We start from the raw sequence: 25,781 nt of genomic DNA on the forward strand, positions 1-25,781 counted from the left end.
CGCGCGCATGCCGTCTGGGGCGACCGACGCGCTGATCGAGCGTTTCCTGGATCATCTGCGGAACGAACGCAGGCTTGCCGCCCTGACGGCCGCCGGATATCGCCGCGATCTGTTGCGGCTGAAAGCCTTCCGCGAACGCCTGTCGATCGACGATTGGACCCGCCTCGATCCCGCCGCCGTGCGCCAGTACGTCGGCGAGTTGCACCGCAAGGGCTTGGACGGCCGCAGCATTCGACGCCATCTGGCCGCGACGCGCTCGTTCTACCGATTCCTGCTCAAGGAGGGTCTGGCGGCGCGCGATCCGGCGGCCGGGATGACGGCGCCCCGAGCCGCGAGGCGCCTGCCGAAGGTGCTCAATCCCGACGAGGTCGCACGGCTCGTCGAGATCCCGGTCGTGAGCGATGCGGACGCGCGGGACCGTGCGCTGCTCGAGCTCTTCTATTCGTCCGGCCTGCGCCTCGGCGAGATTACCGCGCTCGACCTGACCGATCTGGATGTCGCCGACGGAACCGTGCGGGCGACCGGCAAGGGTGCCAAGACGCGCGTGGTCCCGGTGGGCAACAAGGCGCGTGCCGCGCTCGGAGAATGGCTTTCCCGCCGCAAAGCACTCGCCGTCCCGGACGAGACGGCGGTGTTCGTCGGACACCGTGGCCGCCGTCTCGGCCGCCGCGCGGTTCAGGCGATCGTCGCCCGCCGCGCGCGGGCACAGGGCTTGGCGCAGCCCGCGCATCCACACATGCTGAGGCACTCGTTCGCGAGCCACCTGCTCGAATCCAGCAGCGACCTGCGCGCCGTGCAGGAGCTTCTCGGCCACGCCAATATCGCGACGACCCAGGTGTACACGCATCTCGACTTCCAGCATCTCGCGAAAGTTTACGATCAGGCGCATCCGCGAGCACGGCGGCGCCGCGAACGGGGCTGAAGATGGCCGAGGCGCGCTATTACAGCCTGCGTCGCCTCTCACCCTATCAGGGTACCGCCCAGGTGGCGGAGCTCCCCGGCTTTCGAGCCATGAGTGTCGACGGGGAGAGCTGGCGCGTTCAGTTCCTGAATATGCGCGCGCGACTTTCCGGAAACGCGATCTGGCGTGAAGACGGACGCGGCAACCTGATCGAGACGGAGCACACGCGCGCCATCATCGAGGCGCTGCGCGCGCGGCCGCCCCTGCCGTTCCGGCTCGCGGACAGCCTCGAGTTGTGGTTGCTCGATGGTCGGGAGCAACGGCCTCTCGCGCTCCTCGCTTCGGCGCTTCCCGAGCGATCGCCACCGCGCATCGCCGCGGTCCGCTGGGCCTCGTCGCTCGAGGGAAACGACGGTTTCTTTGCGCCAAGTCTCGCCGGGGAGGGCTCGCACGCCTCGTTCATCCCGCACCGCGACGTGCTCGACCGATGCGTGCAGCGCGCGGCCGGTGCGCGCGCGCAGGCGCAGTGGTTCCGGCGGGCGGACGATCGCAGCGGCACCGGACTACCGACACAGGGGCTCGATCGTTCTCTCGCCGCGCGCCGCCTCGGCGCGGCCGAATTCCCGGAGCTTCTGTTGCGGGAAGATTGGGACCGCGAGGATGAGCGGAACCTGGTGGCCGACTATCACGCGTGGCACGCGCCGCACCTCCTGACGCACACCACGCTTTCGGACGGCGTACGGGAGAGGCTGGAGGACGCGGCCTGTGGCCAGGTCCGGAAACTGTATCGCGTCCGTCGCCTGTTGCCGAAGGTGCTGAACGAGGAGCGCGTGCGGGTGGCGCTGGTGGAGGCGTTGATTCGCGGCGCGTCGTGAGATGTCGTCGACTTCCCTTTCACGGCGCGCGTCCTTCCGGCGTTATCGGCCGCTCGCGTGGTCCTTGGTTTTCCGGTAGGGAGGCGCGCCGGCATCCAGACGGTCGCGATCCGACCTCGAACCGGCGTCGGTGCAACGCCCGTCGGCGAAGCAACATTTCAGCATGTCCTCGCGAATTCGCGGTATCCCGCCGCGCGCCACGCATTGCTCGACGTGCTCGCACGCCACGGCCCGTTCGCCGATGCGACATTCCGCCGTTCCGGCGAAGGCGAGAACGGGCGCGAGGAGGGCGCAGAGTAATGAAGCGGCGGCCGTCACCTCCCTGCGCATATCTTTCCCTCCCTTATCCGTTGTTACCGCGGTGTCTTTTTTTTCGAACGTAGCCCGGGCGCCGACCAGCGCCGGTCGAGGCGCTACGGCATTTGTCCTAGAATAGCCCGAACATGGCCGTCACGCGCGACACGATCGTGGACGAGGCGCTAGGGCAGGCCGAGCGCGCCTCCTGGGAGGCGGTGCGCCTGCGCCGCGTCGCGAGCGCGCTTGGCGTGTCGCTCGAAGACGTATGGGCGCACTTCCGTGAAAAGGAGGACATCGTCGACGCGTGGTTCGACCGCGCCGACAAGGCGATGTTGACGGAGATCCGCAAGCCGGGTTTTCCGGAGCTCGGCGCCCGCGAACGGCTGGAGCGGTCGCTCCTCGCTTGGCTCGCGGCGCTCGCGCCACATCGGCGAGTGACGCGGCAGATGATCCTCAACAAGCTGGAGCCTGGGCACGTTCACTATCAGGTTGCGGGCGCCCTGCGCGTCAGCCGGACGGTCCAGTGGCTGCGCGAGGCGGTGGGGCGCGATGCGACATTGCCCTGGCGCGCCGTCGAGGAGACGGCCCTCACGAGCCTCTACCTCGCGGTGTTCTTCCGCTGGATGTGGGATGATTCGCCCGGTGCCGAGCGCACCCGAGCGTTCCTCCGCCGATCGCTCGACTGGGGCACACGCGCTTGCGGCCGGGCGCCCGTTTCCGCACCCGGGACCCCGCGCAGGCGGTCGGAAACGGGAGCGGGGCCGGCCGGGCCCGCGGAGATCAATTTATGACCGATGAACGCAAGATCATTCGGATAAGTCCCGCACAGACTCCCGAAGAAGAGCGGCACGAGATCAGCGGCTGTGCGGAGGCGGAGCCCTTCGCGCTGCGCGTCATCGGCGACAGCATGGCGCCGGAGTTCCTTGACGGGCACATCGTCATCATCGATCCCGCCATGCCGGTCGAGAGCGGAGCGTACGTCATCGTCGACTACGCGGGCGAGACGACATTTCGTCAGTACGTGATCGAAGACGGCCGACGTTATTTGCGGGCGCTCAATGCGAGCTATCCGTCGGTCGAGCTGGAAGGCGAGTTTCGGGTGCGCGGCGTGGTCGTCCAGCGTGCCGGGCGGCGGCGCCGCGAGCACAAGCGCTACTACTGATCGTGGAGAAGACCGGTCACTCGTACAGATGAGCGCGTGACCAGGCGAGTTCGTTGTTGCGTGCCCGCGTGAACACCACCTGAAAGAGCTGCAGCGAGCTCGCCGTGAACGCGGTCATCGAGCCGGCCAGATAGAGCCGCCAGGCCCGGACGAAGGCCTCGTCGTACATCCGAGCGATCTGCTCCGCGTGCCGCTCGTAGCGTTCGAGCCAGTGCTTGAGCGTCAGCGCGTAATGCAGCCGCAGGTTCTCGACGTCCAGCACCGAGAAGGCGCGCGGCTCGAAGATCCCCATCATCTCGCGGAGCGTGGGCGGGTAGGCGCCGGGGAAGATGCGCCTCTCGATCCAGCTGTTCATCAGTTCCGGCCGATTCCGGCCGATGCTGTGGATCAGCCCGCGCCCGGCGGGCGTGAGGACCCGATGGATCACCTCGCCAAGCTCCGCGTAGTGGGCGGTGCCCACGTGCTCGAGCATGCCCACCGAAACGAACGCGTCGTACTCTCCCCCCATGTTCCGGTAGTCGTCCTCGACGTATTCCACACGCCCGTCCAGGCCCTCGCGTTTCGCGCGTTCGCGCGCGTAGCCGACCTGCTCGTGCGAGATGTTGTAGGCGCGCACGGTGACGCCGTGCGCGCGCGCCATGTAGCGCGCCAGGCCGCCCCAGCCGCAGCCGGCCTCGACAACGCGGTCGCCGGGCTTGAGCCTCAGCTTGCGGCAGACGTGTTCCATCTTCGCCAGTTGGGCCTGCTCGAGCGTCATGGCAGGGTCCGGGAAGTATGCGCAGGTGTACTGCATCTCCCGGTCGAGCCACAGCTCGTAGAACCGGTTCCCGAGATCGTAATGGTGATGGATGTTCGCGCGCGAACCGGTGAGCGTGTTGGCCCGCGGATCGCGACGCACGAGGGTGTGCACGCGCTTGAGCCAGTTCTGCTCGTTGGTTTCCGCGACGCCCGTGTAGACATGCTCGAGGAAGGCCACCAGGTCGTCCTCGACCTCCAGGCGGCCGATGCTGTAGAGGTCGCCGAAATGAAGCGCCGGGTCGGCGAGCAGCTTGTAGAAGGCCGCGCGGTCGCGGATGTGCAGGCGCAGATCCCCGTTCCCGTCCGCGCCCACCTCGTCCCCGCTCCACAAGACGAGCCGCAACGGAGGCGAGCCGGCGTACTCGTACAGCTTCTGCGCGAGCCAGCGCTCGAGCGCGGAGGCGGGCGAGTCGGCGGCCAGCCGCCCGTCGTCCCCCATCGGAATGCTCAGGCTGTTCTCTTTCTTCATGGCGTCCCGGGTTTGTCCTTATCGTTCCCCCTCCGGAGCGCCCCATCCTAACATGGCGCCCCGACGAGCGGACAAGCGGTTCGCAATGCCGTGGTGGACGCAGGGGAGTACGGGCGACCCGTCGCCGCTCACGCGGCTGCGCTGTGCTCCCGGCAGATCCGGTCCGTTTCGGCTTTCGAAAGCGCTTCGTCCGTCAATCCGCACCGGAAGGTGTTCGCCCCGTCGGGCCGGCAGTGCCGGCACGAGTGGACACCCCGAACGTGCGCCCGCCATGGGCTCGCTGCAGCTCCCGTAGCATGGTCTCCAGGCGGAGAGCCAGATCGGGGACGCCCTGTTCCAGCCGGGCGGCGGCGCGTCGCCACGCCGGCGGGAGCGTCACGCGTTCGAGAACCGCGTGCCCTTTTCGCGTGAGTTCAAGGTGAACGACCCGACGATTACGAGCATCGGCTTGTTTGCGCACGAGCCCGCGTGCGTTCAGCAGAGCGAGGGTCTGGGAGACGGTGCCCTTCGTGAGCCCGAGGTATTCGGTCACCGCCCCGGGCGTGTCGCTGTAGCGGTTGCAGCGGGCGAGGTAGCCGAGCACCTCGACGTGGACGGGGACGAGCCCGTGTGCGGCGGCGGCCCGGCGGGTTTCGGTTACCAGAAGATGGGCGAGACGTTCGAAGCGATCGAGGACAGCGCTGCCGCTCATGCTCACATAGTATCGACTCGATACCTTCTTGACCCGGCGGCCGTTGCTAACAGTATCGACTCGAAACTAATCGAGACTCCGATGAAATCCCGCGCTACGTTCCTTGCCCTGACACTCGTCACTGCGGTCGCCGCCGCGGCCGGTCCCTCCGTCGACTATCCGGGCGCCTACCGGCAATGGACGCACGTCAAGTCGATGGTCATCCAGCCCGGTCACCCGCTCGCCGACCCCTTCCAGGGGATTCATCACGTGTATGCGAACGACAAGGCACTGCGCGGTCTCGAGAGCGGGAATTATCCCGACGGCGCGGTGCTTGTCTTCGATCTTCTGGAGTACGAAACGGCGGATCACGCCCTGACCGAAGGCAAGCGGAAACTCCGCGGTGTCATGCAGCGAGACGCGCGCCGCTTCCGCGACACCGGGGGATGGGGCTTCGAAGCGTTCGCGGCCGACAGTCGGGACGAGCGGCTGGTGAAGGACGGGGGTTTCGCTGGCATTGAGGCCCCGGAGGGGAGGGATTATCCTTGCCGCGCGAAAGGAAATCCCAGGGAGGCCGGTTGTCCGTGCGGTTCAGCAAGAAGAGCGTTATTCAGACGGTGGTGCTGCTCCTGCTCCTCGTCGTCGGGACGGGCATTTACCTCTGGCAGCAGGGAAACCTGGACTTGTTCGGTCTTTTCGGCGAATCGCCGGCGACGCCTCCGGTCGCCAAGGCCCCCGTCCGGACCCCGATCCCGCCCGCGCCGAAACCGCAGCCCAAAGAGGAAGCCCCCGTCATTCCGAACGAGCCCGTGCAGGGGCGCCTTCACGACGTGGCATTCCGGATCGAGCGGGCGGCGATCGAAAGCGGCGTGCTGACGTTGACCCAAGGGACCGAGCCGCTGGATACCGAGATCACGCTTTTCCTGCAAACTCGGCCATGGGAAGTGCCCAGCGCGCGCAGCTTCAAGATAGTCAACCAGGCGGCAGGCGCCGGTACGCCTCAGGTGCGCGTGCGCTGGAGGGAGAACGGCCAGAATGCGCCGCGCCAGCGCGAGTACACGGAGAAGTACACCTTGCTGCTCGAGCTCGGTCCGGAGCGGGATCGCCGGATACCGGGAAAGATCTACCTTGCGCTGCCCGATGAGCAGAAAAGTCAGGTGGCAGGCACGTTCGAGGCGGAGGTACGCGGGTTTCGGCTCGTCGACGGCAAGCCCGACCTTTCGGTAGACGCAGTCGACACGCTCCAGTTCCTTGCGTTGCGCGAGCTGCTCAAGAACGATCCGGATCGGGCGCTCAAGGATCTCATGTTCCGCCATGGCCGGCTGGATGCGAACCCGACCCGCGGTCCGCACGCGACCGGTTATCTGGAGGTGCAATACAGCGCCGGCGAGAACCAGCCGGTCGCGCAGAAGTTCCAGTACGTCAAGGAGAACGACGCCTGGCGGCTGGTGCGCACGCTCGAGGCCGATCAGCTCGACGAGGCGCACCCGTACCGGGTTCCCTCCACCCGGGATCCCTCGCGATGGTTTGCGTATCTCGCGGCGCAGCGCATCGAGGCGGAGGTCCGCCAGAAGAACCCCGGCCGGCTGGTGAACAGCGTGGAGTTGACGCCGCGCTACAGCGAGAAGCACAAGATCGGCGTTTGCGAAGCGAGCTACAAGCTCGACGAGGGGCAACCGGTCAAGACCACTTACCTCTTCCGCCAGGGCGCCGACGGTTGGAGCCTTGTGCGCGAGCTCGGCAAGAGGGAGCGCGTGAATATCGCAAAAGGAAAGGTGGAGACTACCCGCTAGCCGTAAAAAAACCCCGCTTGCGCGGGGTTTGCAAAATCAGGGATTGCCGTCCGGCAATCGTTCGGCGCTACAGCGGCTTCACCACCGTCGCCTGCATCCCCTTGGGGCCTTTCTCGCTCTCGAACTCCACGGTCTGCCCTTCCGTCAGCTTCTTGAAGCCGGTCCCCTGGATGACGGAGTAGTGGACGAAGACGTCCGCGCTGCCGTCCTGGGGGGAGATGAATCCATAACCCTTGGCTTCGTTGAACCACTTCACGGTGCCAGTACGCATCAAAAGCATGCCTCACGAGATGGACGAGGATACGGTGCTGCGACGGTGGGCTGCGAGTGACCCGCAAGACCTAGCGCACGACAACAACGGCAGCACGAAGCTGCAAATTCAGTATAAACGAATTACCTGACCTGTACAGTGAAGGGCGCGCGTAGACGCGCGTGCACACCGGAGGGCGACACGATGTTGCAAGTGCCGTGGTACGTCACCGCGCTCGGCGCGGCGATCGTGTGGGGCATCCACTATCCGCTGGTCGATCACGCGCTGAAGCGGCTGTCGCTCGTGTCCGTGCTCGTTCTGGGTGCGCTCCCCATGATCGGCCTCGTGTTCCTGTTCCCCCGCGCGCTCGCTGCCGACCTCGCGGCGATCGGCGCGATGAGCTGGACCGAGCGGCTTCCGGTTCTCGCCGTCGCCGCGACGAGCCTTGCCGGAGTCGTGCTGCTCTACGTTTCGATCAGCGGCAAGAACGCGACGCTCGCGAGCTTGATCGAAATCTCCTACCCGGTGTTCGTCGCTCTGTTCGCGTACGTGCTGTTTCGCGAGATCCACGTGACGGCGCCGGTGATCCTCGGCGCGGCGCTGGTTTTCGCCGGCGTGGGCATCATCACCGCGTACGGTTCCTGATCCCGGCTTACAGGTTGTAACCCGTCTCGTTGTGCAATACGACGTCCAGACCCTCGGTCTCGTGCTCCGCAGAGACACGGATACCGACGGCGAGGTCTACCAGACGGAACAGCACCCAGGTGACCACCGCACACCAGACGAAGACGGCGACGACACCCGCGAGCTGGGTCAGGACTTGCGACCCGATGGACGTGCCCGCGGCGTAGCCGACCCCGCCCAGCTCCTTCGCGGCGAACAGTCCCGTGGCCAGTGTGCCGAGGATGCCCCCGACGCCGTGGACCGGAAACACATCGAGTGAATCGTCGATGCGCAGCCGCCGCTTCATGTGGTTGGTCGCGATGAAGCAGACGACACCCGCGGTCCCGCCGATGACGAGCGCGCCGAGCGGGCCAACGAAGCCGGAGGCGGGCGTTATCGTGCCGAGACCCGCGACCATTCCTGTCACTATTCCGAGCACGGACGGTTTGCCGAAACGCACCCATTCGCTCAGCATCCACGCCACGGACCCCGCCGCGGCGCCGATGTGGGTCACGAGCATGGTCATGCCCGCGGTGCCGTCGGCGGCCAGCGCGCTGCCGGCATTGAACCCGAACCAGCCGACCCACAGCATGGAGGCGCCGGTCACCGTCATCGTGAGGTTGTGCGGGGGCATCGGCGTCTCGGGAAAGCCGCGCCGGCGGCCGAGCACGAGCGCCGCGACGAGTGCCGCCACCCCGGCGTTGATGTGCACGACCGTACCGCCCGCGTAGTCCATCACGCCGAGCCGGGCGAGCCAGCCGTCGCCCCATACCCAGTGGGCGACCGGCAGGTAGACGAGCACGAGCCACGCGACGCTGAAGAGCAGCATGGCGGAGAAACGCATGCGCTCGGCAAAGCCGCCGACGATGAGCGCCGGGGTGATGATCGCGAACGTCATCTGGAACATCGCGAACACGGTTTCCGGAATCGTGCCCTTGACGCCATCGACCGTCACGCCGGCGAGGAACACCTTGTCGAGTCCGCCGAGCCAGGCGTTCATGGTGCCGCCGTCGCCGAACGCGAGGCTGTAGCCGAAGGCGACCCAGAGGAGGGAGACGATCGCCGCGATCGCGAAACACTGCATGAGCACGGAGAGCACGTTCTTCGTGCGCACGAGCCCTCCGTAGAACAACGCCAGGCCCGGCAAGGTCATGAAGAGTACGAGCACGGTGGCCGTGAGCATCCAGGCGGTATTGGCCGGATCGAGCCTCGGGGCCTCCTCGGCCGCCCGGGCGGTGACGGCGCAGAACGCGGTCGCCGGGACGGCGAGTCGCAGAACGAATTTCATCGTGATCCTCCGGTGGTGGTCTTGGATTTCAGAGCGCGGACGGGCCGGTCTCGCCGGTTCTCACGCGCAGGCCCTGCGCGAGATCGACGACGAAGATCCTGCCGTCGCCGATCTTGCCGGTGCGCCCGGCCCGCATCACGGCGTCACGCGCTCCAGCGCAGCCGCTTGGACCGCGGTCTCCAGTTCGATCCTGGGCAGGAAATCGACGACGTACTCCGCCCCGCGATAGAGTTCGGTGTGCCCTTTTTTGTCGGCCGAAACCCTTCGCTCTGGTGACCGTCATGCCGTGCACGCCGGTGTCCGAGAGCGCCGCGCGCACCTCGTCCAGCCGCGAAGGTGTGATGTGATGGCGATGACCAGCTTCATTATTCTGTCCTCCTGCCGCGATGGCGGCGGCGCCGCTCGATGGCGACGGGAGTTTGTGTGAAGCAGGGCGATCATACACAAGGCGAGCGAGTGGAAGAACGGAACAGCGCGGGCATGCCGGTCGTTGCACCAAACCGGTGCGGAGGGTGAAGGTGATCGGTGGGCTGATCGCCGCGCTCGCGCTGGCGTACGGCACCGTGCTCGCGCTCGCGTATGTTTTCCAGCCGCACCTCGTTTACTTTCCCGCCCGCGAGCTGGTCGCCGATCCATCCGCGATCGGTATTCGGTACGAAGACGTCTCGCTCCTGACCGAGGACGGGCTGCGGCTGCACGGCTGGTTCGTCCCGGCGCGAAAGCCGCGCGCCGTGCTGCTCTTCCTGCACGGCAATGCCGGCAACATTTCCCATCGCCTCGACTCGCTCCGCATCTTTCACGACCTCGAGGTGGACGTGCTGATCTTCGACTACCGGGGATACGGGCGGAGCGAGGGCCGGCCGTCGGAGGAAGGCACCTACCGGGACGCGGTCGCGGCATGGCGCTACCTTGTGGAGAAACGCGGTGTGGCCCCGGAACGCATCGTTCTTTTCGGTCGTTCGATCGGTGCTGCGATCGCAGCGGCGCTCGCCGTGGACCGGCAACCCGGCGCGCTCATTCTGGAGTCCGGTTTCACCTCTATCCCCGATCTGGCGGCCGAGCTCTATCCCTGGCTGCCCGCTCGCCGGCTCGCCCGTGTCCGGTACGACACCCGGTCGCGCCTGCCGCGTGTCACCGCTCCGGTGTTGATCGTGCACAGCCGCGATGACGAGATCATCGCCTTCACGCATGCGCAGGCGCTCTACGGGGCGGCACGCGAGCCGAAATCGATGCTCGAGCTGCGGGGCACGCACAACAGCGGGTTCCTCGAGAGCGGGCTGTCGTATGTGGAGGGACTGGGCGCCTTCCTGCGCAAGCACGCCGCGAGACAACCAGGCTGAGAACGCCTGGCAGCGTCATGCCCTTCATCGAACGCGCGTTACCCGCGCCGCGCGCCCAACGTGTTTCGTTCACGGTTCGTCGTGATCGAGGAGGCGCCGGAGAAACGAACGTGCCCGGGCGTGGATTCCGGGATGCCGGCTCTCGCGCGGGCCGGCGACGTTGAGCGTCCCCACGCGGTTCGCGGCGAGCCAGGCGCGCACCGACTCGATTGCCGGCGGGGCCTGGAGATCGACCACCAGGCACGGCCTCGCGGCGCGCCGGGCGACGCCCAGCGTGTAGGCCGTGCCTCCCGCAGGCGCTCCCCGCGTCAGCACGAGGGTAGCGTCCGCGACAAGCACGTTCCGCCGGGTCCGTTCGCGGTAATCCGCCGTGCGGGTCTCCTCCAGCGGGTAATCGTCCGGTACCCGCCCGTCCTCGGCGCGCCGGCCGCGCGGGCACCACCCCCCGACTCCGAGGCCGACCTCGCGCGCTGCATCGAGCGCCGCGCGATCGACGCCCGTCTGTCCACCGGACACGATGCGCCGAAGGCGCGACCGCGTAGGGGCCGGCACGGCGAACTCCTGGCGGCCGCGACGCAGGCGTCTGTAGTTGCGGATCATGATCGTGGTCTTGAGGAGGGTCGCGTCGTCGAGCGTCGACACCTTCAGGCCGACCGTGAGCAGCCGGCCGGCCGCCGCCGATCGGCCGATCTCGATGAACTGGGGCGAGGCATCCGCCGGATCGAGGGCCAGGACGAGGGCATCCCAGAGCACGGGTTCCCCCTCGAAGCGCCCGGAAAAGCGGATGCGCGCGCTCCGCGCGTCCGGCCGATCGACGAGCGTGTATTGCGGTTCGCGGCGGGTAGGCGTCGGCAACGGAATCGCGGCGTTCGGGTGGCCCGCGGCTATTCTGCTATAGTCGATGCCGCTCGACGAAGGGCCGATGGATGGACGCTCCCAGGATCCAGACCGCAATCCCGCGCCGTCGTTACCGACTGGGCACCTATCAGGCGGTGCTGCTCGACGAGATCGAGAGCGCGGACAGCGTGAAGTACCGCTACATCATCGCGCTGGTGCGCGAAGGCGAGACGCGTCCGTCCCTTTACGTCACCTGCGAGAAGAACCCGCGCAGCCGCGCGCAGGAAGGGGCCTACCGCCTGCGCATCATCACCGATGTCTTCGACGAGGAAATGGGGTCCAGCGATGCGTGGGCCGACGCCGAGGCGTTCACCGCCGAGGGCCTGGGGCTCGCCGCCCGCACCCTCGGGCTCGGCGACGAAAAACCGGTCCCGCTGATGTAACGGCGGTCCCCTTCAGTGATCGTGCCCGTGCGCGCCGTGCACGTGGCCGTGCGTGATCTCTTCTTCGGTCGCCGGCCGCATTGCGACCACCTCGACGTCAAAGTGGAGGGTCTTGCCCGCCAGGGGATGATTCGCGTCGAGGACGGCTCCGGTGTCGGTGAGGCGCACGACCGAGAAGGCGATCGGGCCTTCCGGGCCTTCGGCGTACACGCGGGCGCCCGGCTCGAGCTTCATGTCCTTCGGAAAGTGCTCGCGCGGCGCCTCGAACACGAGCTCGGGATTCTGCGTCCCGTAGCCCTCCTCCGGGGCGACGGATACCTGCGAACGGTGGCCGATGGCCGTGCCTTCCAGCGCCTTCTCCAGCCCGGGAATAATGTTGCCGTGTCCGTGCAGGTATTCGAGCGGCTCGCGCCCCGACGACGTGTCGAGGACCTCTCCGCTGTCGTCGGTGAGGGTGTAGTGGAGGCTGACGACCATGTCGCGCGCGGTCTTCATGAAAGGGATTCTCTGGGGAGGGTGGATGGAAGAAATACTATAACGCGGCGGCCTCGGTCGCGCACGGGGGATGCCGGTCTTATACTCGTGCGTCATGGACGAGGGACGACCGCGTGTGGAGATCGAGTACTGCAGCCAGTGCCGCTTCGTGCTGCGCGCCTCCTGGCTGGCGCAGGAGCTTCTCTTCACGTTTACCGAGGAGCTCGGCGAGGTCGCGCTGATCCCGGGCACGGGCGGCATCTTCGAGGTGCGTCTGAACGGCGAGCGGTTGTGGAACAAGAAGGAAGCGGGCCGCTTTCCGGAACCCAAGGAAGTGAAGCAGCTCATCCGGGATCGCATCGCGCCGCAGAAGGATCTCGGCCACAGCGACCGCAAGGACGGATGACGGCTCGAGGCAGGCGTTACGCGTGATCAGGCAGCTCGCGATCACCACCCGGGGCCAGGGGCTCCACGATTTCACGGCCGACGTCGACGCCTGCGTGCGCGACGCGGGCCTGTCCGAGGGGCTGTGCACGCTGTTCGTGCGGCACACGTCGGCGAGCCTCGTCATCCAGGAGAACGCCGATCCGTCCGCGCGCCGCGATCTCGAGCGATGGCTGAACCGCCTGGTTCCCGAGGACGATCCCCTCTACACCCACCGTACCGAGGGCCCGGACGACATGCCGGCCCACGTCAAAGCGGCGCTGACGGCCACCGCGCTGTCTATTCCGGTGGTCGACGGGCGTCTTGCGCTCGGCACGTGGCAGGGAGTCTACCTGTGGGAGCATCGCCGCCGCGGCAGCCGGCGCGAAATCGTCGTGCACGTGGGCGCCTGAACCGTGCCGGGCGGGTCACCCTACGGCTCCTGGAAGTCTCCCATCACCGCCGATCTCATCGTTTCCGAAACGGTCGGCCTCGGACAGGTGCTGCTCGACGGCGACGACGTTTACTGGAGCGAGCAACGGCCTGCCGAGGGTGGACGTAACGCGATACTGCGCGCGCGTCCGGACGGCATCGGGGAGTGCCTGCCCGCGCCGTACAGCGCGCGCACGCGGGTGCACGAGTATGGCGGCGGTGCCTTCGCGGTCGCCGGGGGCATCGTGTACTTCACGCATTTCGCGGATCAGCGGGTGTACCGTCTGGCGCCCGGTGGCGCCCCGGTTCCGCTCACGTCCGCGGACGCGCGCCGCTATGCCGACCTCCTCGTCGACCGCGGGCGCCGCCGGCTGATAGCGGTCTGCGAGGATCATCGTGCGGGGGGCGAGCCCGTCAACAGCCTCGTCGCGATGGATGCCGATCGCGCGGGCGACGTGCAGACGCTTGCATCCGGACACGATTTCTTTGCCAGCCCGTGTCTCGGCCCGGATGGTCAGCGCCTCGCGTGGCTCGCCTGGGACCATCCCGACATGCCGTGGGACGCGGCCGCACTCTATGTGGCGCAGCTCGATGGCGACGGCCGCCCGCGCGAGCCGCGGCGCATCGCGGGCGGCGCGAACGAGTCGGTCTTTCAGCCGTCGTTCGGCCCCGACGGCCTGCTCTATTTCGTTTCCGACCGCACCGGCTGGTGGAATCTCTACCGGCACGCGGAAAACGGCATCGAAGCGCTCGCGCCCCGCGACGCCGAGTTCGGCCTGCCGCAGTGGGTCTTCGGTCTTTCCACGTACGCGTTCTCCGGGAGGCGCGTCGTTTGCGCCTGGAGCGAGCGCGGCGAGTCGCGCCTGGGCGTGCTGGATCCGGACACGCGGGAGCTGCGCGCCTTCGCGCTTCCCTACACGGACATCGGTCAGGTGCGCGCCCGCGCCGGCAAGGCGTACTTCACCGGGGCGACGAGATCGCAGCTCCCGGTGCTCGTCGAGCTCGAGTTGGACAGCGGGCGCACGACGGTGCTGCACCGCTCGACCGCGCTCTGCCTGGAGCCCGGTTACCTGTCAAAACCGGAAGCCATCGAGTACGAGACCGCGAACGGCGAACGCGCCCACGCGTTCTACTACGGACCGCGCAATCACGACGTCGAGGACCAGCCGGCCGGGGAGAAGCCGCCGCTGCTGGTGCTGAACCACGGCGGGCCGACGGCCGCGGCGTCGAGCGCGCTCAGTCTGCGGGTCCAATACTGGACGAGCCGCGGGTTTGCGGTGCTCGACGTGAACTACCGCGGGTCGACGGGCTACGGTCGCGAGTACCGCGAGCGTCTCTACGGCCGGTGGGGCGTCGCCGACGTGGAGGACTGCGTCCACGGCACGCGTCACCTCATCGCGCGCGGGCTCGTCGATCCGGACCGCGTCGCGATCCGGGGCGGAAGCGCGGGCGGCTTCACGGCGCTGTGCGCGCTCACCTTCCATACGCTCTTCCGGGCGGGAGCGAGTTACTACGGCGTCTCGGATCTCGAGGCGCTGGCGCGCGATACCCACAAGTTCGAGGCGCGCTATCTCGATCGGCTCGTCGGGCCGTATCCCGGCGAGCAGGAGCGGTATCGGAAACGCTCACCGATCCATCATGTCGATCGTCTGGCGCGGCCGGTCATTTTCTTCCAGGGGGCGGAAGACCGGGTGGTCCCGCCCGATCAGACCGAACGGCTGGTCGCGGCGCTGCACGAGAAGCGCGTGCCCGTCGCTTACGTGCTGTTCCAGGACGAAGCGCACGGCTTCCGGCGGGCGGCGAACATCAAGCGTGCGCTCGAGGCGGAGCTGTACTTTTATTCGCGTCTATTCGGGTTCACTCCGGCCGACGCGATTCCACCGGTCCCGATAGCGCACCTTCGCTAACCCCCACGTTGCGTACGCCTTGCGGGCCGGTCCCGGTGGCATCGCGCCGGTGCTTGTTTTAACCTCGCCGGACCACGCGCTTCGGAGGCGGGCTTGTTGGTCGACATCGAATCCCGGGCGGAAGCGAGCGAGGACGCGATCGCGTCCTTCGAGCGTTATCGCGCGGTGCGCGAGGCGACGGAGTCGCTGTGCCGGGACCTGGCGGTCGAGGACTACTGCATCCAGTCGATGCCCGACGTCAGCCCGCCCAAGTGGCACCTCGCTCACACCACGTGGTTCTTCGAGACGTTCCTGCTCGCGCCGTACCTTCCCCGCTACGCGGCTTTCGATCCCGCGTACCACCATCTCTTCAACTCGTACTACGAGAGCGCCGGCATGCCGTTTCCGAGGGCGCAGCGCGGCCTGCTGGCGCGCCCGACGGTGGAGGAGGTGTACCGCTATCGCGCGCACGTGGATCGGGGCATCGAAACGCTCCTTGTCCGGCCGGCTGCCGGGCAACGCGCCGCGCACGTCGCCGCGCGTTTGACGCTCGGGCTGCAGCACGAACAGCAGCACCAGGAGCTGCTGCTCACCGACATCAAGCACAATTTCGCGATCAATCCGCTGCGACCGGTGTATCGACGGGCGCCGTCTCCCGCCGGCTCGGCGCCGAAGCTCGTGTGGCGCACCTGCCCGGGCGGGCTCGCCGCCATCGGCCACGCGGGCGAGGACTTCGCTTTCGACAACGAGACGCCGCGTCATCGCGTGCATCTCGAGCCGTACGCGCTCGCCTCTCGCCTCGTCACCAACGGCGAGTACCTGGCCTTCATGGAAGACGGAGGCTACGAGCGAGCCGAGCTCTGGCTCGCGGACGGCTGGCGCACGGTCAAGGAGCAGGAATGGCGCGCGCCGCTCTACTGGGTGCGCGACGAAGGATGGCTGCAGATGACGCTTTCCGGGCCACGACCGGTCGGCCCCGACGAGCCGGTGTGCCACGTGAGCTACTACGAAGCGGAGGCGTACGCGCGCTGGGCCGGGGCACGGCTGCCTACCGAGGCGGAATGGGAAAGCGCCGCCGACGGTGAGGCGGTCGCGGGAAACCTGCTCGAAACCGGGGCGCTGCAACCGCGCCCGGCGAGCGACGGACCCGGGCTGCGGCAGGTGTACGGCGACGTGTGGGAGTGGACCGCGAGCCCGTACGCGCCCTATCCCGGCTACCGGCCGCTGCCCGGTGCGCTCGGCGAGTACAACGGCAAGTTCATGTGCAATCAGTACGTGCTGCGCGGCGGCTCCTGCGCGACGCCCGCCAATCACCTCCGGGCGACGTACCGCAACTTCTTTCCGCCCGCCGCCCGCTGGCAGTTCAGCGGGATCCGCCTGGCCCGCGACGCATGAGCGCGCCCGCGATCCGGTTCTACGATCAGGCGGAGACGGAATCGGACTTCCTCGCCGAGGTGCGCCGCGGGCTCGCGCGTCGTCCGCGCGCGATCCCGCCGAAGTTTTTCTACGATCGTCGCGGTTCGGCCCTGTTCGCCGCGATCTGCGAGCTGCCCGAGTACTATCTCACGCGGACCGAGATGCGAATCCTGAGGGACTGCGCCGGCGAGATCGCGCGGCGCGCCGCCAAAAACGCCGTACTGGTCGAGCTCGGCAGCGGGGCCTCGGAGAAGGTGCGCCTGCTGCTCGATGCGCTCGCGCCGCGCGCGTACCTCGCGATCGACATCTCGCGGGACTACCTCCGCGAGGCGACCGAGCGGCTCGCGCGGGATTATCCCCGCCTCGCCGTGCACGCGGCATGCGCGGACTTCACGCGGCCGCTGACCCTTTCCTACCCGCCGTCATCCGCCGAGCGCCTGGTGTTCTTTCCGGGCTCGAGCATCGGGAATTTCGACCGGGACGAGTCGGAGACGCTGCTTCGCCGCCTGCGGCCGTTCGTGGGGCGGGACGGCGGCTTCGTGATCGGCGTCGATCTCAAGAAGGACCGGGCCCTGCTGCGCGCCGCGTACAACGACGCTCAGGGGGTAACGGCGCGGTTCAATCTGAATCTGCTCGCGCGCATGCGGCGCGAGCTCGGCGCGGACCTCGATATGTCGGGATTCGAGCATGAGGCGGTCTACGACGAGACGGCCGGCCGGATCGACATGTACCTGGTGAGCCGACGCGCCCAGACCATCTCGCTGAAGGGCGAGCGCTACGAGTTCTCGGCCGGCGAGCGGCTGCACACCGAGAGCTCTTATAAGTACACGGTGGAGGAGTTTCAGGCGCTCGCGGCGCGGGCGGGCTACGTACCCGAGGCCGTCTGGACCGATCCGGCCCGCCTGTTCAGCGTGCATTTCCTGCGCGCGCAGTGAAACAACGAAAGCGCGCAACGCGCGACCGCGTTGTCGTCAGCGCGCTCCGTTCATCTGACCGATCACCACCCGCGCGCTGTCGTGCACCGTGCGGACGGGGTCCGCGGTGAAGGCGGCGGCGATGCCCTCGCGCCGCAGCTTCGTCTGCAGCGAGACCGACTGCGCCTGAAAGAAGCCGTTGAGGTCGAGCGCCAGACCGAACTCCTGCGCGCGCGCCGGCGTTGCGCCGGCGAGGGGCCGGAGACGCTTTTCCCATTCGTCGGCGAGCGTGCTCACACGGCTTTCCGCCTGTCGGAGCCACATCTCGTGTCGCGCGTACTCCATGGAAGCATCGCCGGAAAGGTTCGCGGGCCTGGGCTGCGAGGCGAGCAACCGAAGCTGATCCGCCGTCTGTCGCAGGCGCGCTATCCGGATCTGCGCGTCGACGAACGGATCCGCGCTCGGCAGGGGGTGTCGTTTCACCGGCGTGAGGCCGCGGACCGGGTCGGCGTCGGCGCCGAAGGCCCAGAGGGCGGCGAGGAACGGAGCGGCGACGAGGGCACGGGAGAGGACGCGGGCGACGTCTGGCAGGCTCGACACGGGGACGTCTCCGACTCCGGATTGAAACGACGGTCATGGTAGCAGCGCGCGACGAGAAAAGCATGAGCCGATCGCCGGCTTGCCGGCGCATCGACCGCGTGCTGCAATCGGCGCATGCGCGCGCTCACGCACCGGTGGCCCACCTCGGTCACTCAGGCGCGCGCGCTGCAGGAGCGGCTGCGCGAACGCGTCGTGTGCACCGATCGCCTCCGGCGGGTGCGCTACGTCGCCGGTGTCGACGTCGGGTTCGAGGCCGAGGGCGAGATCACCCGCGCGGCCGTCGCGGTCCTGGGCTTCCCCGATCTGCGCCTCCGGGAGTACGCGATCGTCCGACGGCGCACCCGCTTTCCGTACGTCCCCGGCTACCTCGGCTTTCGCGAGCTGCCGGCCGTGCTCGAGGCGTTGAAGCGCCTGCAGCTCCGCCCGGACCTGCTCGTGTGCGATGCGCAGGGGTACGCGCACCCGCGTCGTGTCGGCCTCGCCTCGCATCTCGGGCTGGTCGCGGGCCTCCCGAGCATCGGCGCCGCGAAGTCGCGGCTGATCGGCACGCATGCGCCGGTGCCCAGGCGGCGGGGGTGCTGGCGTCCGCTGCTGGACGCGGGTGAAATCATCGGTGCGGCGCTGCGCACGCGCACGGGCGTAAAGCCCGTTTACGTATCGATCGGCCACCGCGTGAGCCTGCCGACGGCGATCGGGTATGTCCTGCGCCTCACGCCGCGGTATCGTCTGCCGGAGACCACGCGCGCGGCGCACGCGCTCGCCTCTCACGGTGAGCCGCTCAGGACGAACTCCGCGACCGGGCGCCACGCGGCCGGTTCGCCCTCGGGCGCGTAGAGCGCGAGCCGGTCGGCCAGGAAGTCGAGGTCGAAGCGGCGCCCGATCGCGTCGAGGATGTGTTCCTTCCGCTCCGGGCCGAGTCTGCCGTAGACGAGGCTCAGGTGCGGCATGAAATCCCGATCGGGCTGCTGGCCCAGGGCCTCCGCGGCGGCGCACTGCAGTGCATGCAGCGTCGGCGTGAGCGCCGCCCGCACGTAGAGGCAGCGGAAGTAGGCATCGGTGTACTCCGCATGCGTGAGTCGCACCGGCACCGGCGGATGCCGGGCCGCGAGATCGGCGACGCGCGCCAGGGGATCGGCAGGCGAAGCAAACACGCCGCCGGAGAGCGTGAGGTGCGGCTCGAAGCGCGGCGTTCCGAGGCGCTCGCTCAGGTGCGCGATCAGGTCCGCGAAACGCCCGCGCACCGGCGCCGGCGGCATGAGCCAGAGGCTGTAACGGTTTTCCACGACCGGGGCTTGCAAGCGCGAGGACACCATTCTAAAAGGTCAGCGTCGAGCCGCGAGAGCAAGCCCATGGCGCGTCCCCGGTCTTCTTCGCCTCCCGATCCGGCGTCCCTCGCACGCTCGGTCCGCAAGGGCCGCGGCGCGGCGAGCAATGCGGACGGGCGCTTCGAGCCGGCGCGCCACGAGCCGGAGGACGACGGCTGGGGTGGGCTGGACGAGCCGCTCGTGCCGTTGGCCACGACGCTCGGCGTGGACTCGGCGCGCAGCGTCATCACGCGCAACGATTCGCCGGACATCCCCTTCGATCGCTCGATCAATCCGTATCGCGGCTGCGAGCACGGCTGCATCTATTGTTACGCCCGACCCTCGCACGCTTACCTCGGCCTCTCGCCGGGGCTCGACTTCGAGACGCGGCTCTACGCGAAACCGGACGCCGCCGCGCGTCTTGCCGACGAGCTGCGCGCCCCGGGTTACTGCCCGCAGCCGATCGCGCTCGGGACGAACACCGACCCCTACCAGCCGGTCGAGCGCAGGACGGGGATCACGCGCGCGATCCTCGAGGTGCTCGCGCGGTGCGAGCACCCGCTCACCATCGTCACGAAGTCCGCGCTGATCGAGCGCGATCTGGATCTGCTCGGCCCGATGGCGCAGAAGAATCTGGTCAAGGCGTTTCTGAGCGTGACGACGTTGAAACGCGACCTTGCACGGAGATTGGAGCCGCGGGCCGCGGCGCCCGAGCGGCGGCTCGAGGCGATCGCGAGGCTGTCGCAGGCGGGAATTCCCGTGGGCGTGATGGTGGCACCGGTCATTCCGGTGCTCACCGACGGGGAGATCGAAGCGATCCTTGCCGCAGCGCGCGAGGCCGGTGCGCGGGAGGCGGGCTACATCCTGCTGCGGCTGCCCCGCGAGGTGAAGGACCTGTTCAAGGAGTGGCTGGCGCTGCACGCGCCGCTTTCCGCGGCCCACGTCATGGCCCGACTGCGCGAGGCGCGCGGTGGCCGCGAATACGACGCGCGTTTCGGCGTGCGCATGCGCGGCGAGGGCGAGTACGCCGACCTGATACGCGCCCGCTTCGCGCTCGCCTGTCGGCGCCTCGGTCTCGATCGGCGGAAACCCGCCGCGCTCGACCTGAGCCGCTTCCGGCCGCCGCCGTCGCCGGCGAACGCTAATGACGCAACCGGCGCGGCGACTGGCCAACTCGACCTCTTCGAGGGGCCGTGAGGGTCGCGATTCTCTCCGACGTACACGCGAACATCGAAGCGCTGAGCGCGTGTCTCGCACACGCGGCCGCGCGCGATGCGGAGCGGTTCGTGTGCCTCGGCGATTCCGTCGGCTACGGTCCGGACCCGCGTCTCGTCCTCGGGCTGGTCATGTCGCTGCCGGGTCTCGTCGCCGTCCGGGGCAACCACGACGAGGCCGTGCTGGCGCGCGAGCGCCCGATGCCGCCGGAAGTCGCCGAAGTGGTGAATTGGACGCGGGGGCAGTTGAGCCCTGCACAACGCGCTTTTCTGGCCGGGCTGCCTTACCTCGTTCGCGACGAGACCGTGGCGTACGTTCACGCCAGCGCGGAATCCCCGAACCGCTGGGAATACATCGAATCGTCCGAACGGGCCGCGGCCTGCGCGGACGCGGCCGAGCGGCGGCTCGTCTTCGTCGGCCACGTGCACATTCCGCGGATCTACTACGAAACCCCGGGCGGCCGGTGGCGGGAGTATTCCCCCGAGGACGGTCATGCCGTCCCGCTTTCCCCGCGAGGCCGCTACGTGGTCAACGTCGGTTCGGTCGGCCAACCGCGCGACGGCAACAGTGCGTCGTGCTACGTGATCCACGACCGCGGGCGGAACACGATCGTGTTCCATCGCGTGCCCTACGATTACGTCCGGACCGCGAGACGGATCCGGGAACGGGCGCTGCCGCCCCGGTTCGCGCACCGGCTGGCCGAGGGTCGCTGAGTGGTCGCACGGACCGTGGCCGGGTTGCACGAGGTCGCGAGTGGGGAGCGTATCGACGGGTTCGGCGTGGGCGAGCGCCTGCACGAGGGCGGCATGGCGCGGCTCTACCGGGCGACGCACCCGCGCCACCGGCTCCCGATGGTCATCAAGGTGCCCCGCCTCGGGCCCGACGCGCCGCTCACCGCGCTTACCGCCTTCGAGAACGAGTTGCGCATCCTCGAACGCGTGCACGGGCCGCACGTGCCGCGGCTGATCGCCGCCGGAGCGGTCGATCGCGCGCCTTACCTCGTGCTCGAGTACCTCGCGCGCGACGACTACGCGCGCGCCGCGGTCGAAGCCCCGCTTCCGCTCGAGCGCGTCCGTACCCTCGGTGTCGCGCTCTGCCGCGCGGTGCACGAGCTCCACCGCCAGAACGTGATCCACCTCGACATCAATCCGCGGAATATTCGCATGCGCGCGAACGGGGAGGCGGTCCTGATCGACTACGGGCTTGCCCACCACGCGGGGCTGCCCGACCTGATCGACATCGCGTACGGCGAGCAGGAAGGGACGGTGCCCTACATCGCGCCCGAGCAGGTGCGGCACGTGCGCAGCGATTCCCGCTCCGATCTCTACGCGATCGGCGGAATGCTCTATCTCTATGCGACCGGCCACTATGCTTTCGGGCGACCGAACCTCCTGTCGCTCACGCGCCGGCTGCACGATGTGCCGCTTCCGCCGCGGCGCCATGTCCCGGATCTGCCGGCCTGGCTGCAGCAAGTGATCCTGACGCTTCTCGAGATACGGCCCGAGGAGCGCTACGCGACCGCGCGCGAGGTCGGTTACCTGCTGTCTCACCCTCAAGCCGTGCCGGTCACGGCGCGCGGACGCCGGACGTCGCGGTCGTCGGCGTGGACGCGCACGAAGCTCTGGCTGCGCTCGCTCTACGAGGTGTTCGACGAACCCGCTCCCGCCCGCCCCTACGAACGGCTGAGCACCGCGCCGCACGTACTGGTCGCCCTCGATCTGGATCGGAGCTCGGCGGCGCTGCAGCAGGCTCTGCGCAACGCGGTGCGCAAGTTCGTTCGCGGAGAACCGGAGGCGTACATCACCTGCGTGAGCGTCGTGTCCGGTACCGCGGAGGAAAGCGCCGGAGGCGAAACGGGGGAGGGTCCGAACCAGTTGGTGGCGATGCGCCACTGGGCCCAACCGCTGCGCATCCGGCCCGAGCGCGTCTTCTTCCACCTCGCGACCGGCGACCCCGCGGTCGCGATACTCGAGTACGCCCGCGCGCACCTCATCGATTACGTCGTGCTCGGCGCGCGCTCGAACCCGCGGCGGCGAGTGCTCGGCGGCGTCGCCGCGCGCGTGGCGGAGGAGGCACCTTGCAGCGTCATCGTGGTGCGGTCTCGCCGCGAGGGCGCGCGCGAGCCGTCTACCGGCGACGCTGGCGCTCGCGGCTCTGCTCGCGCGCGATCAGCCTCGCGAGGTCCGTGACCTGTTCCGCGAAGATCTCGATCAGGTCGTCGACCGCCAGAATGCCGACCAGCGCACCGGCGCCGTCGACCACCGGCACGCGGCGCACGCCCTTCGCGCGCATGCGCTTGATCACGTCGAGCAGTCCGTCCTGCTCGCGCGCCGTGACGAGCTCGTCGCTCATGACGTCGCCGACAGTAAGGTCCTCGGGGCGCACTCCCGCGGCGATCACCTCGACGACCAGGTCGCGGTCGGTGACGATGCCGACCGGCGTCTGCTCCCCTTCCTTGCCGTCCAGCACCACCAGATCGCCGACGTGATGCTCGCGCATGAGCCGCGCCGCCTCGGCGGCGGGCGTGTCCCGGTGCGCGTAGACCACTTCTCGATTGCAGACCTCGCCGGCGGTCGTCATGTGCGTGTCCTCGTTTCGGGCCGTCTATCTTAGCGCCACCGGCAGAGCGCGAGGCGACCGGGCAGATGCTTGATCTGGATCAATGTAGGGGTGAAACCGCGGGCGCATAGTGCGCGCCGTTGCCTGGTGGCTTAGGCATGCCGCCGCCCGTAATCTCGCACGACCGCCCCCTCTCCCTGGCGGCCGGGTTCCTCTTTGGGCGGCGGCAGATTTTTTTCCATTTTGAGAACGGCAGGGGCGGCAGGTAAATTGCTCGCGCCCATGACCGCACTGTTCCTCGACGCCTTCATCATACTCTTCGTGGTCGTCGACCCCGTGGGGCTCGCGCCCATTTTCGGCGCCATCACGCACGGCGGTGCGCCGGCGTACCGACGCCGCATGGCGGTGCGGGGAGTCACGATTGCGGCCCTGATTCTGGTGGCTTTCGTCTTTGCGGGCGGCGCGCTGTTGCGCGCCCTGGGAGTCGGTATGCCCGCGTTTCAGATCGCCGGAGGCATCCTGCTGTTCGTGCTCGCGCTGGACATGGTCTTCGCGCGCCATTCCGGCATTCGCTCGACGACCGAGCGGGAGCAACGGGAGGCCGAACGCAAGGCGGACGTCTCCGTCTTTCCGCTCGCGTTTCCCCTGATCGCGGGTCCGGGCGCCCTCACGAGCGTGCTGCTCCTTTCCGGGCGGGGCGCGGATCGACCGGAGGCGGTGGGCGTGGTGCTCGTCGTGGTGGTGGTCGTGCTCGCGCTCGCTCTCGCGGCGCTGCTCGCCGCCGATCGCATCATGCGCATCATGGGCGAGACCGGGGCGAACGTGGTGACGCGCGTCTTCGGAGTCCTGCTCGCCGCGCTCGCGGTCCAGTACATCCTCGACGGCATCCACGCGGGTTTCTGAAACCGGATGGACCGCGGCGACATCGAGGCGCTGGCCGGGGCGGCGCGCGGAGAGCGCGTCTCCGAAGAGCTGCTCGCGCGGGTACTCGAACGGCTGGCGGCCGTTCTGGCCGACCTGGCCGCCGCGCTGCGCGTGGAGTACCACGGTCCGGGAGTCGGCGTAGAGGGAGACCCCGGGGCCTATCGCCTGGTGGTGCGACCTCACCGGTTGTCGGTGTCGCCCGACGTGCACTGGGGCGTCATGATCTGCGACGCGGCCCCGTCGGCCGCCTGGCGGGCCGTCTGGTCGCTGCCTGCGGCGGGCCGACGACGCAGGCGCGCAATCGCGCGTGCGCTTCCCGAATTCTTCCGGGGGTACCTTCTGGCTGTGCGGGACGCCGGGCTCGCCGAATCGGAACCCGGCCGCGCGCTCGCGGCGCTCGCGCAATCCTGCCGGGAGTGCTACGAAACCGTCGCTTAGACGGCGCGGGTCGCGGAGGGCTTGAGGACCACGACCGGGTTGGCGATCGGGAGGTAATCGGTGGGATTGATGCCGTACACGCCCGGATCGAGCACGCGCTCGATTTCGCAGGGGCGCCCGTCGCGCGTCCGGTGGTTCATGAGATCGACCGTGAACGGGGAGCTGTAGGGCGCGCAGTTCCCGTTGAGCACGAGGGTCACGCGGGGCTTCAGGCGGCGCACGCGGTTCATCGTCACCACCACGCCCACCTCCCCCGTGTTGAGCTCGACGACGCTGCCGATGGGGTAAATGCCCATGCACTGGATGAACTGCTCCACGAGCCTGGGGTGGAAGTCGCGGCCGCGCCACTCGTACATCTTTTTCAGCGCCGTGTGGGCCGACATGCCGGTGTGGTAGGCGCGATCGCTCGTGACGGCGTCGTAGCAGTCGACGATGCCGCCGATCATGCCGAAGAAGCCGATGGTGTCGCCCTTGAGCCCGCCCACGTAACCGCCGCCGCCGTAGCGCTCGTGGTGGCAGCGCGCCACCTCGATGGCCTGGGCGGGGATCCCGGGCGTGCGCTCGAGGATCTCGACGCCGCGAGGCACGTGGCTCTTCATGAGATCGAACTCCTGCTCCGACAGCGCGCCGGGCTTGTTCAGGATCTCGTTCGGCACCTTCATCTTTCCGATGTCGTGCAGGAGTCCCCCGATGCCGAGCACGTTGAGCGACTCGCGATCGAGTCCGAGATGGCGTCCGAAGGCGAGCGCCAGGATGCACACGCGCAGGCTGTGCAGCGCCGTGTATTCGTCCTTCTTCTTCAGGTGGGTGAAGCAGGTGAGCGCATCGGGGTTCCGGATGACGCTCTCGGCGAGCTGGGCGACCACGCGCTTGGCGGCGACCGCGTTCAGGTTCTTTCCGAGGCGCACGTCCTCGAGGATGGTGTAGATGAGACCGCGGGCTTCCTCGTGCCGCTCGCGCACGACGGCGATCTCCTGCTCGAGCGTGGTCTGGTCCTGGTAAACCGGCTCGGCGCGCGGCTCATTGACGATCTTGAGGAAATCGCGTTCGACGCGACGCTCCGCTTCCGTCGGGATCGGGCGGGCGACGGGCGCGGCAGGCCGCCGTGGCGCAGGGATCGCATCGGTGGAGTCGGGGATGTCGATGACGACGGACTTGCAGTATTTGCGGAGCTGCTCGATCTCCTCCTGGGAGGTGATCTCGAATCCCTGAAACAGGAACGGCGTATCGCGCCACGGGCGATCGAGCTCGGCCACGTACATGCCGAGACGCAGGAATTGGACATCTATCGTTTTGCGCACCGCTGTCCCCGGCCGGTCGCCGGACCCCCTTGGGTGACGCCATCTCCCCTCGATGGCATCGAAAATTTCACGATCCAATCGTATAAATAGCGGTAAATGCCTGTTTCTG

General features: G+C 68.4%; 29 protein-coding genes and 3 pseudogenes. 20 read left to right on the forward strand and 12 right to left on the reverse strand.

Features of this window, described 5'->3' with window-relative positions; genetic code table 11:
• The first annotated feature begins 7 nt into the window (after window positions 1-7).
• Together xerC and SVA_RS02535 are read left to right on the forward strand one after the other, a co-directional pair.
• Complete coding sequence (gene xerC, locus SVA_RS02530) at window positions 8-922, forward strand: tyrosine recombinase XerC (protein ID WP_096458360.1); 915 nt, start codon at window positions 8-10, stop codon at window positions 920-922.
• Between the two features lie 2 nt (window positions 923-924).
• Window positions 925-1,776 (forward strand): hypothetical protein, encoded by an 852-nt coding sequence (locus SVA_RS02535; RefSeq protein ID WP_096458363.1) that lies wholly within the window; start codon window positions 925-927, stop codon window positions 1,774-1,776.
• 42 nt (window positions 1,777-1,818) lie between these two features.
• Here the strand turns inward: SVA_RS02535 and SVA_RS02540 are convergent, their stop codons facing one another.
• A complete protein-coding gene (locus SVA_RS02540) occupies window positions 1,819-2,106 on the reverse strand; it encodes a hypothetical protein (RefSeq protein WP_096458366.1) in 288 nt (95 codons plus the stop codon).
• A gap of 113 nt (window positions 2,107-2,219) precedes the next feature.
• On the opposite strand from SVA_RS02540, the gene SVA_RS02545 reads away from it, so the two are divergent.
• Together SVA_RS02545 and SVA_RS02550 are read left to right on the forward strand one after the other, a co-directional pair.
• A complete protein-coding gene (locus SVA_RS02545; RefSeq protein WP_179948806.1) occupies window positions 2,220-2,864 on the forward strand; it encodes a TetR/AcrR family transcriptional regulator in 645 nt (214 codons plus the stop codon).
• Window positions 2,861-3,235 (forward strand): S24 family peptidase, encoded by a 375-nt coding sequence (locus SVA_RS02550; RefSeq protein WP_096458369.1) that lies wholly within the window; start codon window positions 2,861-2,863, stop codon window positions 3,233-3,235. The genes SVA_RS02545 and SVA_RS02550 overlap by 4 nt, the downstream gene beginning before the upstream one ends.
• A 16-nt stretch (window positions 3,236-3,251) precedes the next feature.
• On the opposite strand, the gene SVA_RS02555 is transcribed toward SVA_RS02550, so the two are convergent.
• Entirely contained in the window at window positions 3,252-4,502 is a 1,251-nt protein-coding gene (locus SVA_RS02555) for an SAM-dependent methyltransferase (RefSeq protein ID WP_096458372.1), read from the reverse strand.
• A gap of 193 nt (window positions 4,503-4,695) precedes the next feature.
• Window positions 4,696-5,193, reverse strand: a complete 498-nt coding sequence (locus tag SVA_RS02560; protein ID WP_096458375.1) for a MarR family winged helix-turn-helix transcriptional regulator — start codon at window positions 5,191-5,193, stop codon at window positions 4,696-4,698.
• An 81-nt stretch (window positions 5,194-5,274) separates the two neighbouring features.
• On the opposite strand from SVA_RS02560, the pseudogene SVA_RS20380 reads away from it, so the two are divergent.
• Both SVA_RS20380 and SVA_RS02570 read left to right on the forward strand, forming a co-directional pair.
• Window positions 5,275-5,646: pseudogene (locus SVA_RS20380) on the forward strand (cytochrome P460 family protein); the annotation flags it as partial.
• 104 nt (window positions 5,647-5,750) lie between these two features.
• The gene (locus SVA_RS02570) at window positions 5,751-6,965 is read left to right on the forward strand and encodes a hypothetical protein (protein ID WP_231971825.1); all 1,215 of its coding nucleotides are present in this window, start codon (window positions 5,751-5,753) and stop codon (window positions 6,963-6,965) included.
• Between the two features lie 67 nt (window positions 6,966-7,032).
• On the opposite strand, the gene SVA_RS02575 is transcribed toward SVA_RS02570, so the two are convergent.
• Window positions 7,033-7,236 (reverse strand): cold-shock protein, encoded by a 204-nt coding sequence (locus tag SVA_RS02575; RefSeq protein WP_096462795.1) that lies wholly within the window; start codon window positions 7,234-7,236, stop codon window positions 7,033-7,035.
• A 183-nt stretch (window positions 7,237-7,419) separates the two neighbouring features.
• Between SVA_RS02575 and SVA_RS02580 the strand changes: the two genes are divergently transcribed.
• A complete protein-coding gene (locus tag SVA_RS02580; RefSeq protein WP_096458384.1) occupies window positions 7,420-7,860 on the forward strand; it encodes an EamA family transporter in 441 nt (146 codons plus the stop codon).
• A 7-nt stretch (window positions 7,861-7,867) separates the two neighbouring features.
• Here SVA_RS02580 and SVA_RS02585 read toward each other — a convergent pair whose 3' ends face one another.
• Both SVA_RS02585 and SVA_RS02590 read right to left on the reverse strand, forming a co-directional pair.
• The gene (locus tag SVA_RS02585) at window positions 7,868-9,166 is read right to left on the reverse strand and encodes an ammonium transporter (protein WP_096458387.1); all 1,299 of its coding nucleotides are present in this window, start codon (window positions 9,164-9,166) and stop codon (window positions 7,868-7,870) included.
• Between the two features lie 28 nt (window positions 9,167-9,194).
• Window positions 9,195-9,532 (reverse strand): annotated as a pseudogene (locus SVA_RS02590) (P-II family nitrogen regulator).
• A gap of 146 nt (window positions 9,533-9,678) precedes the next feature.
• Between SVA_RS02590 and SVA_RS02595 the strand changes: the two are divergent.
• Window positions 9,679-10,506 carry an alpha/beta hydrolase gene (locus SVA_RS02595; RefSeq protein ID WP_197703340.1) on the forward strand — a complete coding sequence of 276 codons (828 nt, stop codon included), beginning with the start codon at window positions 9,679-9,681 and terminating at the stop codon, window positions 10,504-10,506.
• A 69-nt stretch (window positions 10,507-10,575) separates the two neighbouring features.
• Here the strand turns inward: SVA_RS02595 and SVA_RS02600 are convergent, their stop codons facing one another.
• Entirely contained in the window at window positions 10,576-11,361 is a 786-nt protein-coding gene (locus SVA_RS02600; RefSeq protein ID WP_197703341.1) for a putative molybdenum carrier protein, read from the reverse strand.
• A 71-nt stretch (window positions 11,362-11,432) separates the two neighbouring features.
• Here SVA_RS02600 and SVA_RS02605 point away from each other — a divergent pair, with 71 nt between their 5' ends.
• Window positions 11,433-11,786 carry a hypothetical protein gene (locus SVA_RS02605; protein WP_096458393.1) on the forward strand — a complete coding sequence of 118 codons (354 nt, stop codon included), beginning with the start codon at window positions 11,433-11,435 and terminating at the stop codon, window positions 11,784-11,786.
• 12 nt (window positions 11,787-11,798) lie between these two features.
• Here SVA_RS02605 and SVA_RS02610 read toward each other — a convergent pair whose 3' ends face one another.
• Window positions 11,799-12,281, reverse strand: a complete 483-nt coding sequence (locus tag SVA_RS02610) for an FKBP-type peptidyl-prolyl cis-trans isomerase (protein ID WP_096458396.1) — start codon at window positions 12,279-12,281, stop codon at window positions 11,799-11,801.
• A gap of 70 nt (window positions 12,282-12,351) precedes the next feature.
• Here SVA_RS02610 and SVA_RS02615 point away from each other — a divergent pair, with 70 nt between their 5' ends.
• From SVA_RS02615 to egtD, 5 genes are all read left to right on the forward strand, one after another.
• Window positions 12,352-12,666 carry an Rdx family protein gene (locus SVA_RS02615; RefSeq protein ID WP_231971826.1) on the forward strand — a complete coding sequence of 105 codons (315 nt, stop codon included), beginning with the start codon at window positions 12,352-12,354 and terminating at the stop codon, window positions 12,664-12,666.
• 22 nt (window positions 12,667-12,688) lie between these two features.
• The gene (locus tag SVA_RS02620; RefSeq protein WP_096458401.1) at window positions 12,689-13,096 is read left to right on the forward strand and encodes a secondary thiamine-phosphate synthase enzyme YjbQ; all 408 of its coding nucleotides are present in this window, start codon (window positions 12,689-12,691) and stop codon (window positions 13,094-13,096) included.
• Window positions 13,097-13,099: 3 nt separating this feature from the next.
• Entirely contained in the window at window positions 13,100-15,022 is a 1,923-nt protein-coding gene (locus SVA_RS02625) for a S9 family peptidase (RefSeq protein WP_096458404.1), read from the forward strand.
• 93 nt (window positions 15,023-15,115) lie between these two features.
• Window positions 15,116-16,396, forward strand: coding sequence for an ergothioneine biosynthesis protein EgtB (gene egtB / locus SVA_RS02630; protein WP_179948807.1), 1,281 nt, complete (start codon window positions 15,116-15,118; stop codon window positions 16,394-16,396).
• The gene (gene egtD / locus SVA_RS02635) at window positions 16,393-17,352 is read left to right on the forward strand and encodes an L-histidine N(alpha)-methyltransferase (RefSeq protein ID WP_096458407.1); all 960 of its coding nucleotides are present in this window, start codon (window positions 16,393-16,395) and stop codon (window positions 17,350-17,352) included. Before egtB ends, egtD begins: the two co-directional genes overlap by 4 nt.
• A 36-nt stretch (window positions 17,353-17,388) precedes the next feature.
• On the opposite strand, the gene SVA_RS02640 is transcribed toward egtD, so the two are convergent.
• Window positions 17,389-17,931 carry a hypothetical protein gene (locus tag SVA_RS02640; protein WP_096458409.1) on the reverse strand — a complete coding sequence of 181 codons (543 nt, stop codon included), beginning with the start codon at window positions 17,929-17,931 and terminating at the stop codon, window positions 17,389-17,391.
• A 114-nt stretch (window positions 17,932-18,045) separates the two neighbouring features.
• Here SVA_RS02640 and nfi point away from each other — a divergent pair.
• A pseudogene (gene nfi, locus SVA_RS02645) lies at window positions 18,046-18,699 on the forward strand (deoxyribonuclease V); the annotation flags it as partial.
• On the opposite strand, the gene SVA_RS02650 reads toward nfi, so the two are convergent.
• Window positions 18,696-19,244 carry a 2'-5' RNA ligase family protein gene (locus SVA_RS02650; protein ID WP_096458415.1) on the reverse strand — a complete coding sequence of 183 codons (549 nt, stop codon included), beginning with the start codon at window positions 19,242-19,244 and terminating at the stop codon, window positions 18,696-18,698. The pseudogene nfi and the gene SVA_RS02650 overlap by 4 nt on opposite strands.
• A 36-nt stretch (window positions 19,245-19,280) precedes the next feature.
• Between SVA_RS02650 and SVA_RS02655 the strand changes: the two genes are divergently transcribed.
• The 3 genes from SVA_RS02655 to SVA_RS02665 are packed head-to-tail and all read left to right on the forward strand — an operon-like array spanning window position 19,281 to window position 22,639.
• Entirely contained in the window at window positions 19,281-20,432 is a 1,152-nt protein-coding gene (locus SVA_RS02655) for a PA0069 family radical SAM protein (RefSeq protein WP_096458418.1), read from the forward strand.
• A complete protein-coding gene (locus SVA_RS02660; protein ID WP_096458421.1) occupies window positions 20,429-21,163 on the forward strand; it encodes a metallophosphoesterase family protein in 735 nt (244 codons plus the stop codon). The genes SVA_RS02655 and SVA_RS02660 overlap by 4 nt, the downstream gene beginning before the upstream one ends.
• Window positions 21,164-22,639 (forward strand): serine/threonine protein kinase, encoded by a 1,476-nt coding sequence (locus SVA_RS02665; protein WP_096458424.1) that lies wholly within the window; start codon window positions 21,164-21,166, stop codon window positions 22,637-22,639. It begins immediately after the preceding gene.
• On the opposite strand, the gene SVA_RS02670 is transcribed toward SVA_RS02665, so the two are convergent.
• A complete protein-coding gene (locus tag SVA_RS02670) occupies window positions 22,578-23,030 on the reverse strand; it encodes a CBS domain-containing protein (protein WP_096458427.1) in 453 nt (150 codons plus the stop codon). The two genes, SVA_RS02665 and SVA_RS02670, sit on opposite strands and share 62 nt — an antisense overlap.
• 261 nt (window positions 23,031-23,291) lie before the next feature.
• Here SVA_RS02670 and SVA_RS02675 point away from each other — a divergent pair, with 261 nt between their 5' ends.
• Both SVA_RS02675 and SVA_RS02680 read left to right on the forward strand, forming a co-directional pair.
• Window positions 23,292-23,912: a MarC family protein gene (locus SVA_RS02675; RefSeq protein WP_096462798.1), complete on the forward strand. Its 621-nt coding sequence runs from the start codon at window positions 23,292-23,294 to the stop codon at window positions 23,910-23,912.
• A gap of 6 nt (window positions 23,913-23,918) precedes the next feature.
• Window positions 23,919-24,371, forward strand: coding sequence for a hypothetical protein (locus SVA_RS02680; protein WP_096458430.1), 453 nt, complete (start codon window positions 23,919-23,921; stop codon window positions 24,369-24,371).
• On the opposite strand, the gene SVA_RS02685 is transcribed toward SVA_RS02680, so the two are convergent.
• Window positions 24,368-25,672 carry a cyclic di-GMP phosphodiesterase gene (locus tag SVA_RS02685; RefSeq protein WP_169923938.1) on the reverse strand — a complete coding sequence of 435 codons (1,305 nt, stop codon included), beginning with the start codon at window positions 25,670-25,672 and terminating at the stop codon, window positions 24,368-24,370. The genes SVA_RS02680 and SVA_RS02685 overlap by 4 nt on opposite strands.
• Between the last annotated feature and the right edge of the window lie 109 nt (window positions 25,673-25,781).

It is taken from the genome of Sulfurifustis variabilis (assembly GCF_002355415.1).
Taxonomy (GTDB): domain Bacteria; phylum Pseudomonadota; class Gammaproteobacteria; order Acidiferrobacterales; family Sulfurifustaceae; genus Sulfurifustis; species Sulfurifustis variabilis.